The sequence below is a fragment of the Rhodovulum sp. PH10 genome (assembly GCF_000293785.1).
Lineage (GTDB): Bacteria > Pseudomonadota > Alphaproteobacteria > Rhizobiales > Xanthobacteraceae > Rhodoplanes.
Genome location: NZ_AKZI01000154.1, coordinates 1 through 14,423, shown reverse-complemented (window position 1 = coordinate 14,423; position 14,423 = coordinate 1). Strand labels below are relative to the sequence as shown.

General features: G+C 71.0%; 12 protein-coding genes. 9 read left to right on the top strand and 3 right to left on the bottom strand.

What is annotated here, in order from left to right:
- Window positions 1-159: 159 nt before the first annotated feature.
- Both A33M_RS20020 and mutM read right to left on the bottom strand, forming a co-directional pair.
- Complete coding sequence (locus A33M_RS20020) at window positions 160-1,056, bottom strand: DMT family transporter (protein ID WP_008391185.1); 897 nt, start codon at window positions 1,054-1,056, stop codon at window positions 160-162.
- 106 nt (window positions 1,057-1,162) lie between these two features.
- Window positions 1,163-2,047, bottom strand: coding sequence for a bifunctional DNA-formamidopyrimidine glycosylase/DNA-(apurinic or apyrimidinic site) lyase (gene mutM / locus A33M_RS20015; protein ID WP_008391183.1), 885 nt, complete (start codon window positions 2,045-2,047; stop codon window positions 1,163-1,165).
- Window positions 2,048-2,135: 88 nt separating this feature from the next.
- On the opposite strand from mutM, the gene ubiE reads away from it, so the two are divergent.
- From ubiE to A33M_RS19970, 9 genes are all read left to right on the top strand, one after another.
- Window positions 2,136-2,897: a bifunctional demethylmenaquinone methyltransferase/2-methoxy-6-polyprenyl-1,4-benzoquinol methylase UbiE gene (gene ubiE, locus A33M_RS20010; protein ID WP_008391181.1), complete on the top strand. Its 762-nt coding sequence runs from the start codon at window positions 2,136-2,138 to the stop codon at window positions 2,895-2,897.
- A 279-nt stretch (window positions 2,898-3,176) separates the two neighbouring features.
- Complete coding sequence (ubiB, locus tag A33M_RS20005) at window positions 3,177-4,742, top strand: 2-polyprenylphenol 6-hydroxylase (protein WP_008391178.1); 1,566 nt, start codon at window positions 3,177-3,179, stop codon at window positions 4,740-4,742.
- A gap of 53 nt (window positions 4,743-4,795) precedes the next feature.
- On the top strand, window positions 4,796-5,077 hold the full coding sequence (locus tag A33M_RS20000; RefSeq protein ID WP_008391175.1) for a FitA-like ribbon-helix-helix domain-containing protein: 282 nt from the start codon (window positions 4,796-4,798) through the stop codon (window positions 5,075-5,077).
- Window positions 5,078-5,174: 97 nt separating this feature from the next.
- On the top strand, window positions 5,175-6,398 hold the full coding sequence (coaBC, locus tag A33M_RS19995) for a bifunctional phosphopantothenoylcysteine decarboxylase/phosphopantothenate--cysteine ligase CoaBC (protein WP_040622083.1): 1,224 nt from the start codon (window positions 5,175-5,177) through the stop codon (window positions 6,396-6,398).
- On the top strand, window positions 6,395-6,865 hold the full coding sequence (gene dut / locus A33M_RS19990) for a dUTP diphosphatase (protein ID WP_008391170.1): 471 nt from the start codon (window positions 6,395-6,397) through the stop codon (window positions 6,863-6,865). The genes coaBC and dut overlap by 4 nt, the downstream gene beginning before the upstream one ends.
- Before the next feature lie 626 nt (window positions 6,866-7,491).
- Window positions 7,492-9,975, top strand: coding sequence for a PAS domain-containing sensor histidine kinase (locus A33M_RS19985; RefSeq protein WP_008391166.1), 2,484 nt, complete (start codon window positions 7,492-7,494; stop codon window positions 9,973-9,975).
- A gap of 78 nt (window positions 9,976-10,053) precedes the next feature.
- A complete protein-coding gene (locus tag A33M_RS19980; protein WP_008391164.1) occupies window positions 10,054-11,601 on the top strand; it encodes a bifunctional tRNA (adenosine(37)-N6)-threonylcarbamoyltransferase complex ATPase subunit type 1 TsaE/phosphotransferase in 1,548 nt (515 codons plus the stop codon).
- A gap of 189 nt (window positions 11,602-11,790) precedes the next feature.
- Entirely contained in the window at window positions 11,791-12,108 is a 318-nt protein-coding gene (locus A33M_RS19975; RefSeq protein WP_008391162.1) for a hypothetical protein, read from the top strand.
- Between the two features lie 182 nt (window positions 12,109-12,290).
- A complete protein-coding gene (locus A33M_RS19970) occupies window positions 12,291-13,055 on the top strand; it encodes a nucleotidyltransferase family protein (RefSeq protein WP_052027143.1) in 765 nt (254 codons plus the stop codon).
- Between the two features lie 36 nt (window positions 13,056-13,091).
- Here A33M_RS19970 and A33M_RS19965 read toward each other — a convergent pair whose 3' ends face one another.
- A complete protein-coding gene (locus A33M_RS19965; protein ID WP_040622080.1) occupies window positions 13,092-14,270 on the bottom strand; it encodes a DUF2125 domain-containing protein in 1,179 nt (392 codons plus the stop codon).
- Window positions 14,271-14,423 lie beyond the last annotated feature (153 nt).

Here is a 14,423-nt window from a genome sequence, read left to right as displayed (position 1 = left end):
CGGAATCACAACCGATTCCCGAGACTCAACAACTTCTCGGATCGGCTCTGAGGACGAGCGGACGTAAAAGGCCGCTCGGCACGACGCCGGCGCTCCCTCGCCCCGCGTAGCGGGGAGAGGTAAAGAAGGGCCGAGGCGGGCCTCGCGAGGCGAGCCTCGTCAGCGTTTCAGCTGAAACACGAACAGCGACACGATCATCACCGCGGCGCCGACCGCCTGGAGCGGCGTAAAGAGCTCGCCGAGAAACGCCGCGCTGAGGATCGTCACCAAGAGCGGCTCGAGGTTCATCGCCAGCGCCGTGCGGAACGGGCCGATCTTCGTCGTCGACACGAAGATCGCGGCGACGCTCGTGGTGGTGGTGATGCCGATCAGCACCACCCACACCCAGCCGATGCCGGACTGCGGCGGCACCCAGTTCTGCGTCAGCAGCGCGGCGAGCGCGAACAGCACCGTGGTGGTGAGGTTCGAGTACCAGGTCGACAGGCGCGCGTCCGCCCGCATCAGGCCGACGCGGCTCACCAGCAGCACGCCGACCCGGCCGAGGCTCGCGAGCAGCGCGAACACCACCCCCTGCAGGCCGAGATGGCCGGGATTGGCGCCGATCATCAGGCCGAGCCCGCAGAACGCCACCCCCGCCACCACGATCGCGCCGACGCCGAGCTTCTCGATGCCGAGCCGCGCGCCGATCAGGGCGGTGAGCAGCGGGTAGCTGAAATAAGTGAGGATCGCCATCGGCACAGTCAAAAGCTCGATGGCGCGGAAGATCAGATAGATGATGATCGCGTAGAGCAGCCCCACGAGGGCCGCGGTCCATTTCTCGCGGGTCGCCAGCGGCACCGGCGTCGGGCCGGTGCGCAGCCAGACCGCCACCAGAAAAATGCCGATCACCGAGCGCACCAGCGCGAGCGTCAGCACGTCGGCGCCGTCGGCGAGCACCAGCTTGGTGAGGATGTCGGCCGCGGCGAAGGTGACGGCGGCGGTGAAGCCGGCGCCGTAGTCGGTCAGCCGCGGGCGCGCGTCGGCGGGCTTTTGCAGCTCGGCAGGGGTGGGGGTCACGCAACCTCGCTTCCGTCACCCTCCTCGACCGGGAGGGTTTCTGCCCGCCGAGCGGGACGGGCGGCGCCGGGCCGCCGGCCTTTTGCCGAAGACGGCGTCGCGTCCGCTATTTCTGGCACACCGGACAGAAAAAGGTCGAGCGTCCGCCCTGCACGATCCGCCGCACGGTGCCGGCACACCCGCTCGTGACGCATGGCTCGCCCTCGCGGTCGTAGACGCGGAAGCGGTGCTGAAAGAGGCCGAGCGTGCCGTCGGTCTGCCGGTGGTCGCGCAGCGACGAGCCGCCGGCGGCGATCGCCTCGGCGAGCACGGCCTTGATCGCCTCGACCAGCGCCGCCGCCCGGGCGGTCGGGGCGCCTCCCTTGGTCGCCAGCGTCGCGGCGCTGCGCCGCGGCGAGATGCCTGCCCGATGCAGCGCCTCGCACACGTAAATGTTGCCGAGCCCAGCGACCACGCATTGATCGAGCAGCGCCGCCTTCAGGCTGGTCGCCTTGCCGGCGCAGGCGCGCGCGAGCGTTCGGGCGTCGAAACCGTCCGACAACGGCTCCGGGCCGATCTCGCGCATCAGCGGATGCTCGGAAAGCTCGGCGCCGGCGACCACCAGCATCAGCCCGAACCGGCGGGGATCGTTGAAGACGATGCGGGCGCCCGACGACATGTGGAACACCACGTGATCGTGGGCCTTCGCCTCGCTTTTCGCGTGATAGTAGGCCCCCGGCACCACCGCGGCGCCCTCCTCGCGCTCGATCCGGAACGAGCCGGACATGCCGAGATGCATCAGGAGGACGTCGCCCGAATCGAGGTCGCCGAGCAGGTACTTGGCCCGCCGGCGCAGCGCGACCAGCGTCCGCCCCTCGACTCGCTCGCGGAAATCGTTCGGAAAAGGCCGGCGGAGGTCGGGCCGGCGGACCTCGACGGCGAGGAACCGCGCGCCCTCCATGGCGGGGGCGAGCCCGCGCCGCACGGTCTCGACCTCGGGAAGCTCAGGCATTGCGCAGGAGAGGCAGCATCATCGTGCCGGAGAGATAGCGCCCTCGCGCGCTGCGCGCTATGGTCCGCCCCGAAAAGGACGCTTTGCCATGACCGACAGTTCCAGTGAAACGCATTTCGGGTTCCGCACGGTTCCGCTCGAGGAGAAGCAGGCGCTGGTGGACGACGTCTTCCATTCGGTGGCGCGCCGCTACGACCTGATGAACGACCTGATGTCCGGCGGCATGCACCGCCTGTGGAAGGACGTGCTGGTCAACCTCGTCAACCCGCCCAAGGGCGACCATCCGTTCTCGCTGCTCGACGTCGCCGGCGGCACCGGCGACATCTCGTTCCGGATGGTCGAGGCGGGCGGCGCCGGCACCCGCGCGACCGTGTGCGACATCAACGCCGACATGCTCGAGGTGGGCCGCGAACGGGCGCGCGCCCGCTCGCTCGACCACGTGGTGGAGTTCGTGGAGGGCAACGCCGAAAAGCTGCCCTTTCCGGACAAGAGCTTCGACGCCTACACGATCGCCTTCGGCATCCGCAACGTGCCGCGGATCGAGGCGGCGCTGGCCGAGGCCTATCGCGTGCTCAAGCCCGGCAGCCGGTTCTTCTGCCTCGAATTCTCCACCGTCGACGTGCCCGGCCTCGACACCCTCTACGACCTCTACTCGTTCAACGTCATCCCGATGATCGGCCGGGTCGTGACGGGCGACGCCGAGGCCTACAAGTACCTCGTCGAATCGATCCGCAAGTTCCCGAAGCCGCACGCCTTCGCCCGCATGATCCGCAATGCCGGCTTCGGCCGGGTCGACGTGCGGATGATGACCGGCGGCATCGTCGCCCTGCACTCCGGCTGGCGGCTGTGACGGCCGGCGCCCTCTCCACGGGAGGTCGGGTGCCACCGGGTGCCATGAGGATTTCGTGGGACGGTCCGCGGTCGATCCGCCCGCTCACCGTCCCTCTCCCCGCGTGGGAGAGGGTGGCGAGGACCGAAGGTCCGCGCCGCGTGAGGGGGGCAACCGCTCGTTCCTGAGTTTCGGCACGCCTCCTCGACCGCCTTCGCTCTGCCCGGACCGCCTCTCCCGCGAGGCGAGGGGGAATGGACGGCGCCTCCGCCAGCAACCCGTCATCCCTTCGGATTCGGAATGATCCCTCCCCTCTCCCACCTGATCCGCCTCGCCCGCGCCGGCTTCGTGCTCGCCCGCGAGGGCGTCTTCGCCCTGGTCGACCCGACGCCGCTGCCGGGCATCGCCCAGCTCGGCATCCGCCTCGCCCGGCTGATCGAGCGGCCGAGGAGCGATTCGAGCGCGATCCGCCTGTCGGCGGCGCTGTCGACGCTCGGGCCGAGCTACGTCAAGCTCGGCCAGTTCTTGGCGACCCGCCCCGATGTGGTGGGTTTGGCGATCGCCCAGGACCTCGAGAGCCTGCAGGACAAGATGCCGCCGTTCCCGCAGGCGGAGGCGGAGGCGGCGATCGAGAAGGCGCTCGGGCGCCCGGTCCAGGCGCTGTTCGCGAGCTTCGGGCCGCCGGTCGCCGCCGCCTCGATCGCCCAGGTGCACCGCGCCGAGGTCGCGACCGAGAGCGGCACCAAGACCGTGGCGGTGAAGGTGTTGCGGCCGGGCATCGAGAGCAATCTCAAGGCCGACATCCGCGCCTTCTTCTTCTTCGCCCGGCTCGCCGAGAAGCATTCGGCGGAAGCGCGCCGCCTGCGGCTGACCGAGGTGGTGGCGACGCTCGCCCGCTCGGTCACGGTCGAACTGGACCTCCGGCTCGAGGCGGCCGCCGCCTCCGAGATGGCCGACAACGTGAAGGACGACCCGGATTTCCGGGTGCCGGCGGTCGACTGGGAGCTGACCGCCCACAACGTGCTGACCACCGAATGGGTCTCCGGCACGCCGCTGTCCGACCGGGCGACGCTCGAGCGGCGCGGGCTCGACCTGCCGAAGCTCGGCCGAACGGTGATTCAGAGCTTTCTGCGCCACGCGGTGCGCGACGGCTTCTTCCATGCCGACATGCATCCCGGCAACCTGTTCGTCGACGACGAGGGGCGCCTCGTCGCGGTCGATTTCGGCATCATGGGCCGGCTCACCGAGAAGGAGCGGCGGTTCCTCGCGGAAATCCTGTTCGGCTTCATCACGCGGGATTACCGGCGGGTCGCCGAGGTGCATTTCGAGGCCGGCTACGTGCCGCCGCACCATGCGGTGGAGAGCTTCATGCAGGCGATCCGGGCGATCGGCGAGCCGATCCACAACCGCACCGCCGCCGACATCTCGATGGCCAAGCTCCTGACGCTGCTGTTCGAGGTGACGTCGCTCTACGACATGCGCACGCGGCCCGAATTGCTGCTTCTGCAAAAGACCATGGTGGTGGTCGAGGGGGTCGGCCGCATGCTCGATCCCTCGCTCGACATGTGGCACACCGCCGAGCCGGTGGTGCGGGCCTGGCTCGAGCGCAATCTCGGGCCGGTCGGCCGGGTCGAGGGGGCGGTCGAGGGGGTCGGCGAGGTCGGCCGCTTCATCGGCGCGGTGCCCGGCCTGCTCGCCCGCGCCTCGCGGCTCACCGACCAGATCGACCTCGCCACCCGCGACGGCATTCTGCTCGCCCCCGACACCGTCGCCGGCATCGCCGAGGCGGAGGCCCGGAAAAACCGCGGCACCACCGTCGCGCTGTGGGTGATCGCCTTTCTCCTGCTGCTGCACCTGTTGGGGTGAGGTCTCACCGATGCCTGAATTGATCGCCCGGTAATCGATGCTATATCGCGGGCATGGCGATCCTCACCATCCACGAGCTGGACGACGACCTCGCGCAGCGCCTGCGCCTGCAGGCCGCCCGCAACGGCCGGTCGATGGAGGAGGAGGCGCGGCACATCCTCGCCGAGACGCTGCCGGGGCAGCCTGCCGCCGAGCCGGACGTCGCCGCGCTCAACGTCGCCGAGGCGATCGCGGCGATCGTCGATCCGATCGGTGGCATCGACATCGAGATCTCGGAGCGGACCGAGAGCGTCCGGGAGCCGCCTCGCTTCGACGACTGGCCCGACGACCCGTGATCGTCCTCGACACCAACGTGGTGTCCGAGCTGATGAACCCGGCGTCCACCGGTGCCGGCGTCGAGATCATCGACCCGTGGACAGTTTCGAGCGCCCCATGACCCTCTCCTCCACCCGCGTTCTCCTGATCATCGGCGGCGGCATCGCGGCCTACAAATCGCTCGACCTGATCCGCCGGCTGAAGGAGCGCGGCGCCCGCGTGCGGGTGGTGATGACCCGTGCGGCGCAGGAGTTCGTCACGCCGCTGTCGGCCGGGGCGCTGGCCGGCGAGCGCGCCCACACGGATTTGTTCGACTCCAAGACCGAGTTCGACATCGGCCACATCCGCCTCGCCCGCGAGGCCGACATCGTGGTGGTGGCGCCGGCGACCGCGGATCTCATGGCCAAGATGGCGGGCGGCCACGCCGACGACCTCGCCACCACCGCGCTGCTCGCGACCACCGCCCCGGTGCTGATCGCCCCGGCAATGAACGCAAAAATGTGGAGCCACGTCGCGACGCAGCGCAACGCCGCCCAGCTCCATGCCGACGGCATCGCGATGGTCGGGCCGAACGCCGGCGAGATGGCGGAAGCGGGCGAGGCCGGGGTCGGCCGCATGGCCGAGCCGCTGGAGATCGTCGCCGCGGTGGAGGCGCTGCTCGAGCCGCGCACCGGACAGCCGAAGCCGCTCTCGGGCAAGCGGCTCTTGGTCACCTCCGGCCCGACCCACGAGCCGATCGACCCGGTGCGCTACATCGCCAACCGCTCGTCCGGCAAGCAGGGGCATGCGATCGCCAAGGCGGCGGCCGAGCTCGGTGCGGCGGTGACGCTGATCTCCGGCCCGGTGACGATCGCCGACCCGCCCGGCGTGCGGGTGGTGAAGGTGCAGTCTGCGAAAGACATGCTGGCGGCGGTCGAGGCGGCGCTGCCGGTCGATGCCGCGGTGTTCGCCGCGGCGGTCGCCGACTGGCGGGTCGCCGAGCCGGGCCGGCAGAAGATGAAGAAAGGTTTTGGCGGCACGCCGCAGCTCGCCTTCGTCGAGAACCCGGACATTCTGGCGACCACCGCGAAGCGCGAGAGCAAGCGGCCGCGGCTCGTGGTCGGCTTCGCCGCCGAGACCGAGAACGTGATCGACAACGCCCGCGACAAGCTCGCCCGAAAAGGCTGCGATTGGATCGTCGCCAACGACGTGTCGGCGGCGACCGGCATCATGGGCGGCGACGCCAACACCGTGCACGTCGTCACCGCCGAGGGCGTCGACTCCTGGCCGAGCCAGTCGAAGGAGGAGGTCGCCCACGCCCTCGTCCGCCGCATCGCCGACGCCCTGAAGGACACGCCATGAGCCCTGCCCCCCTCCGCATTCTCCGCCTACCGCACGGCGAGGGTTTGCCGCTGCCGGCCTATCAGAGCGAGGCGGCGGCCGGGCTCGATCTCCTCGCCGCCGTGCCGGCCGACGCCCCGATCGAGATCGCCCCCGGCAAGCGGGCGCAAGTGCCGACCGGCCTCGCGATCGCGCTGCCCCCCGGCACCGAGGGGCAGGTGCGCCCGCGCTCCGGCCTCGCCGCCCGCCACGGCGTCACCGTGCTGAACGCGCCGGGCACGATCGACGCCGACTACCGCGGCGAGGTGCAGGTGGTGCTGATCAACCACGGCGACGCCCCGTTCAGGGTCGAGCGCGGCGCGCGGATCGCCCAGCTCGTGGTCGCCCCGGTGCTACGGGTGGTGACCGAGGAGGTGGTGACTCTCGACGACACCGCGCGAGGCGCGAACGGCTTCGGCTCGACCGGTCTCGCCGCCTCGAGACGCTGACCGAAAAGGCGGCGCCGCGACCCATCCGATCACTGCCCGACAGTCACGAAACTGTCGACAAATCCGAAACTTTCACCGCTTTCACGAGTCCCGTACCGGCGGGGAATCGCGCCGCGCGAAAACGCCCCGCGAGGGTGCGGTCCCGCATGTGGGAAATTCGCCTCGCCCGGCGCCGTTCACCGTCTGGACTCTTACGGCCGGAGTCCGGTTGAGGGTACATTGACCATCGATTCGCGAGGTCGCCGTCAGCGGCGCGCGGGGGGCGGCGCCGTTACGCGGCGCCGTGGGGTTTGGGGTTCAGTTTTCCGCGTCTTCGATCGAACCTTGCAACGTGCCGGTAACGGCGCGCGCGAGGATGATGTGAGTCGGACCGGCCGCCGAGGGGCGGAACCGGGATCGCGAGAGGTGGCGCCACGATGCCGGACGCGGGCATGTCGAGATGCGGAAAAGATCGGCCGCCTCGGCGTGTCGGTGCGCTTCGCACCACCCTGGATCACGCCGACCCCCTCCCCGCCATCACGGGTCGCGTCGGGCTGGACCAAGTCCACCCGGATCAACTCCACCCGGATCAGCTCCATCCGGACCATGCCCACCCGGATCGTGCCCACCCGGATCACGTCTCGGCGTTGCGCGCCACGCTGGCCCTGCCGTCGGGCACCGCGCTCGCCGGCATCGCGCTGGGCGGGCTCGCGCTCGCCGCCGCCTCGCCGGCGCTCGCCGAGCAGGGCATCGGCACCGCCACCCTCCGGGCCGTCTCGACCCTCGGCGCCAGCGAGCTGACCACGCTCGCGGTGATCGTCGGCGTCGTCACCTTCGCGGTGGTCGCGGCGATCGGCTGGGTGCGCACCGACCGCAGCGCCGGCCTGCAGCGCCAGGCCGACGGCGCCGAGATCGCCTCGCTGCAATCCGACATCGACCGGCTCGCCACGCTGCTGATGTCCGAGCCGCAGGTGCTGGTGGTGTGGACCGCCGGGCTCGGCGAGCCGGAGGTGATCGGCGAGGCCTCGTTCATCGCGCCGACGCTGGCGCCACACGACATCCTCGCCTTCGACCAGTGGCTCGAGCCGGATCTGGCCGCCGCCGTCACCGACGCGATCGACCGCCTGCGGGTCGAGGGCGAGGCGTTCGCGCTCCTCCTCACCACCATTCTCGGCCGCCACGTCGAGGCGGAAGGCCGGCCGATCGGCGGCTTCGCGGTGATGAAGCTGCGCAACGTCTCCGGCATCAAGCGCGACCTCGCCGAGTTCTCGGTGCGCTGCCAGAAGCTCCAGTCCGAGGCGGACGCGATGCGCAGCCTGATCGAGATGCTGCCGGCGCCGGTGTGGATGCGCGACGGCGCCGGCCAGCTCCAGCTCGTCAACGCCGCTTACGCGCGCGCCGTCGAGGCGCCGGACGCCACCGTCGTGCTCGGCAGCGGCACCGAGCTCCTCGACACCGGCGAGCGCGAGACGGTCGCCCGCACGCTCGCCGCCGGCCGCGAGTTTCGCGGGCGGCTCCCGGCGATCGTCGCCGGCAGCCGCCGCGTCATGGACGTGCTCGAGGTGCCGGTCACGCAAGGACGCATCGGCATCGCGATCGACGCCACCGAGGCCGAGCGGCTGCGCGCCGAGCTCGACCACATCCTCGCCGCCCACCGCCGCACCCTCGACCATCTCGCGACCGGCGTCGCGATCTTCGGCGCCGACCGCCGCCTCGCCTTCTACAACACCGCCTATCGCACGCTGTGGGACCTCGATCCCGCCTTCCTCGCCGAGCAGCCGAGCGACGGCCAGGTGCTCGACCGCCTGCGCACCGCCCGCCGCCTTCCCGAGCAGAAGGATTTCCGCGAGTGGAAGCGCGAGCTGCACCGGGCCTATCACTCGCGCGAGAGCGAGGCGCACGAGTGGCACCTGCCGGACCGCCGCACGCTGCGCGTCGTCACCACGCCGAACCCGGAAGGCGGCGTCACCTACCTGTTCGACGACATCACCGAGCGGCTCGAGCTGGAGCGCCGGTTCGACGCGCTGATCCGGGTGCAGGGCGAGACGCTCGACAATCTCGCCGAGGCGGTCGCGGTGTTCGGCTCCGACGGCCGGCTGCGCCTGTTCAACCCGGCCTTCGCCAACACCTGGAAGCTGCCGCCCTCCGCGCTCGCCCAGCACCCGCACATCGAGCAGGTGATCGGCCTGTGCCGGCCGCTCTATCGCGACGACGAGACCTGGCACGCGCTGCGCTCGGCGGTCACCGCGCTCGACAGCCGCGACCCGATCTCCGGCCGGATCGAGCGCAGCGACGGCAGCGTGATGGATTTCGCCACCGTGCCGCTGCCGGACGGCTCGACGCTGGTCACCTTCCACGACGTCACCGACTCGGTGAACGTCGAGCGCGCGCTGCGCGAGCGCAACGAGGCGCTGGTGGCCGCCGACGAGCTGAAGCTCGACTTCGTCCACCACGTCTCCTACGAGCTGCGCTCGCCGCTCACCAACATCATCGGCTTCGCCCACTTCCTCGGCGATCCCTCGACCGGGCCGCTGACCGAGAAGCAGGACGAGTATCTCGGCTACATCACCGTCTCGACCAACGCGCTGCTCGCCATCATCAACAACATCCTCGACCTCGCGACGATCGACGCCGGGGCGATGACCCTCAATCCCGGCCCGGTCGACATCCGCGCCACCATGGAGGCGGCGGTCGAGGGCGTGCAGGACCGCCTCGTCAAGCACGACATCGCGCTCGACCTGATCGCCGACCCGGCGATCGGCGACTTCCAGGCCGATGGCCGGCGCATCCGCCAGGTGCTGTTCAACCTGCTGTCCAACGCGATCGGCTTCTCGCCGCCCGGCGGCCGCGTCACCCTCACCGCCGAGCGCACCGACAGCGCAGTCGTCTTCACCGTCAGCGACGAGGGCCCCGGCATCCCGCCCGAGATGGCCGACAAGGTGTTCGACTGGTTCGAGAGCGATTCGCAGGGCTCCGGCCACCGCGGCGTCGGACTCGGCCTGTCCATCGTCCGCTCGTTCGTCGAGCTGCACGGCGGCACGGTGCGGATCGATTCCGCGGTGGGCGGCGGCGCGACTGTGGTATGTAGCTTTCCTCTCGTGACGGCGGCCGCTCGCACGGCCGCCGAGTGATCCCGCAGGGGTCGTGATCGCGCCAGGCTCGCCGAAGCGCTCGTCCGACCCGGACACAGCGCCGGAGCCGGCTCGACCATGGAACCAACCCCGCCCGGCAGCCACCCGCTGACCCTGACGCTCGAGGACGAGCAGGCGACCAAGAAGCTCGCCGCCGACCTCGCCGAGGCGCTCGAGCCGGGCGACGTCGTCACCCTGTCGGGCGACCTCGGCGCCGGCAAGACCACGCTCGCCCGCGCGATCATCCGCTATCTCGCCCGCGACGACGCGCTCGACGTGCCGAGCCCGACCTTCACGCTGGTGCAGAGCTACGACCTGCCGCGCTTCACCCTGGTCCATGCCGATCTCTACCGGGTGAGCGACCCCGACGAGCTGCTCGAGCTCGGCGTGGAAGACATGCTGGCCGGCAACGTGGTGCTGATCGAGTGGCCGGACCGTGCCCCCGACCTCTTGCCCGACGACCGGCTCGACGTGTCGATCTCGCTCGCCCCGAAATCGGGCGAGGAGGCGCGCACCGTCCGCCTCACCGGCTTCGGCGCCTTCGCGACGCGCGCCGAGCGCATCCCGAAGCTGCGCCGGTTTCTGGAGGGCGCCGGCTGGGCGGATGCCGCACGCGAGCGCATCAATGGTGACGCCTCGAGCCGCGCCTACGAGCGGCTGACCCATCCGGACGGCCGGGTGGTGCTGCTGATGAACGCGCCGCGCCGGCCGGACGGCCCGCCGATCCGCTACGGCCGCAGCTACAGCGCGATCGCCCACCTCGCCGAGGACGTGAAGCCGTTCGTCGCGCTCGCCAACGGGCTGCGCGATCTCGGCCTGTCGGCCCCGGCGATCCACGCCGCCGACATCGAGAACGGCTTTCTGCTGGTCGAGGACCTCGGCTCCGAGCCGGTGGTCGAGGGCGACCCGCCCGACCCCGAGCCGGAATGCTACCGCGCCGCCGTCGACGTGCTGGTGACGCTGCACGGCCACACGCTGCCGAGCGAGCTGCCGGTGACGCCCTACATCGTCCACCGCCTGCCGAGCTACGACATCAGCGCCTTCCTCATCGAGATCGAGCTGTTGCTCGAATGGTATCTGCCGCGCCTCGCCGCGGTGCCGACCATGCCGGCCCGCCAGGTGTTTCTCTCGTGCTGGCGCGAGGCGCTGGCGCCGGTGCTGGCCGAGCCGCAGACCTGGGTGCTGCGCGACTACCACTCGCCGAACCTGATCTGGCTGCCGGAGCGGCGCGGCATCGCCAAGGTCGGGCTGATCGACTTTCAGGACGCGGTGATGGGGCCGGCCGCCTACGACCTCGCCTCGCTGCTGCAGGACGCCCGCGTCACCGTGCCGGAGGACTTGGAGCTCGAGCTGATCGGCCGCTACGCCCGGGCGCGGCGCAAGGTCGATCCGAGCTTCGACGTCGGCCGCTTCGCCCAGATCTACGCGACGCTCGCCGCCCAGCGGGCGACGAAGATCCTCGGCATCTTCGCCCGCCTCGACATGCGGGACGGCAAGCCGCAATACCTGCGGCACATGCCGCGGGTCGCGACCTATCTGCAGCGCGCCCTCGCCCACCCGGCGCTCGCGCCGCTCAAGGCGTGGTACGCCGCCTATGTGCCGCCGCCGCCCGCCCCGCGCGACTGACGGCTCGTCGTGCCGACCCGTCTTCGGATCCGGGCCGCCCGCGGGCCGGTAACCGACCGGTAGCCCGGGTGGAGCGCAGCGACACCCGGGATTCCGCGCTGGCGCCGCCCCGCTGGCCGGTAAGGGGATTTTCAGCCTTCTCTGCCTCAATGTCTCGTCCGACCCCCGGAACGAGGCAGAGACCGCGGAATGAACACCGAACGCAGGGCGGGGGACCGTGTCGAGTTCGAGCACGGCTATGCCGCCCGCATCATGGGCATCGACGGCACCTGGCAGCGCGAGGTGCTGCTGGAGGACGTGTCCGACACCGAGGCCAAGCTGACCATCTTCGGCTCGACCGAGGAGATCAATCTCGACGAGTTCTTCCTGGTGCTCTCGACCTGGGGACACGCGCACCGGCGCTGCGAGCGGGTGTGGCTCAACGGCGACCAGATCGGCGTCCGGTTCCTGAAGAACGTGCAGCAAAAAGGCCGGCGCGAGCGCAAGCGCCCGAAATTCGAGATCTGATCCCGCCCACCGGTGGCCCGAACGGCCGGCGGCCGCGCCGCGGCCGAGCGCCGCTCCCGGTTGCACACGCTCCGGGTCATCGACACGTCACGCCGGACGGCTTACCGTCCGCCGTCACGCAGCGAATCGCTCCGCCGAGCGGCGGCGAGTCGCGCGAAAGATGGACCCCTCGAGAGGTCGCGATGCCCGTGGAAGACACCCGCCACCCCCGTCCCGCCCATCCCCGCTCGGTTCGTCCGCACCATGCGATGGTGCTGGCCGCAGGCCTCGGCACCCGCATGCGCCCGATCACCGAGGCGCTGCCGAAGCCGCTGGTGCCGGTCGGCGGCAAGCCGCTGGTCGATCACGTGCTCGACCACCTGAGCGTCGCCGGCGTGACGACCGCGGTGGTGAACGTCCACCATTTCGCCGACCAGATCGAGCGCCACCTCGCCGGCCGCAAGGCACCCGAGATCGCCATCTCGGACGAGCGGGAAGAGCTGCTCGGCACCGGCGGCGGGGTGAGGAAGGCGCTTCCGCTGCTCGGCGCCGACCCGTTCTTTCTGGTGAACGCCGACACACTGTGGATCGACGGCGTGACGCCCAATCTCGTGCGGATGGCGCAGAGCTTCGATCCCGAAACGATGGACGCCATGCTGCTGATGGCTGCGACCTCCACCAGCGTCGGCTATGGCGGCCGCGGCGACTACGCGATGACGCCGGACGGCCGGCTGCGCCGCCGCACCGAGCGCGAGGTGGTGCCGTTCGTCTATGCCGGGGTGGCGCTGATCGGCCCGGCGCTGTTCGAGGGCGCGCCCGACGGGCCGTTCGCGCTGACCGAGCTGTTCGGCCGCGCCGAGGAGACCGGCCGTTTGCACGGCACCCGGCTCGAGGGCGTGTGGATGCATGTCGGCACGCCGGAGGCGGTCACCGCCGCCGAGCGCGCGATTCTGGTCAGCGCCGCCTGATACTTCTCGTCGTGTCGTGAGACGCCCCGGCGTCGCTCAGTAGAGCGGCGCCAGCTCGGCGATCTCGAACGGCCCGAGCATCACCCGCCCGTCGAGAATCCGCAGCGGCAGGCGGACGGCCTTCTTGCCCTCGACCTCGGTCGACGGCCCGAGCGCCGCACCGGCGCTGCCGCTCCCGGCACCGTCCGCGGCCGATCCCCCGCCGCCACCATTGCCGCGCAAAAGACCGCCGAGGCCCGGCATCAGCTTGTCGAGCTGCGGCGCGAGCTTTTCGCGGGTGCTCTGCGGAAGAAGGCGCGACACCAGCCGGTCGACGCCGAGCAGCGGCAACAGCTTGTCGACATTGACGACCGACACGTCGAGCTCGCCGTCGAGCGCGCCGCGCGGCGACAGCCGCAGCGTGCCGGCGCCGGTGGCGATCACGTCGCCCTGCTGCACGCGCAGCCGCGTCACCTCCAGCCGGCCGTTCGCCGCCTGCAGCGCCCTGAGCGTTTCACGTGCCGAGTGGGGAGAAAGATCCTTCAGGCCGTGCAGCACGCCGGTGGCGTCGAGATCGAGCGGCATCGCCGCCGCCCGGCCGAGCGCCGGGGCGAGCGCGTCGTCGAGCACGAGCGAAAGCTCGAGCACCGGATCGCGGCGCGCCGAGCCCGACACGATCCGCGCGTCGAACGCCGCACGCGACGCCTCGCCGAGCAGCGTTTGCGCGCTGGTGTCGGCCCGGCGGGCGACCACCGAGGGCCGGTCGAGCACGAAGGCGGCGTGCTCCGGCGAGGTCGGCAGGCCGTGCAGGCTCGCCTGCGCCAGCGTCCAGCTCACCGTGAGGGCGGCGTTGTCGGCGACGTCGGCGATCTCCAGCGGGCCGGCCAGCTCGCCGACGATCAGGTCGGGTTGCCACACCTGCGCGGTCACCACCGCGTCGCGGGCGGAGAAGACGGTCGGCGGGGTGGTCCGCGAAAAGGTCACCTGCGGCGCACCGCAACGCAACGAGAAGCGGAACGGAAAGCCGCCGACGCTCTGCTCGTCGCACTTGTAGGTGCGGCCGAGCGAGGCCTCGCGCTCTTGCCAGCCGACCAGCACCGTGCGGGTGGTCGAGGCGGCCTGGAACCAGAACGCCGTCCAGGCGAGGCCGAGCGCCGCCAAAATCCCGACCGGCAGCGCGATCAGCCACGGGCGGCGCCGCCGGCGCGCCACGGGCTCGTTTCCGACCGACTTCACCAGGATACGATCCTTTCGTCTTCGAGCAGACTCGGGCCTTGTCGCGGCCCGGATCGCCTGTTAGAGCCCGTTTGGACACTCGGACAAGGGCTGCGTTGCGGCGCGAACTGCCGGAGGCCAGGAGAAAAGCGACGCCGATATCGGGGATATCGG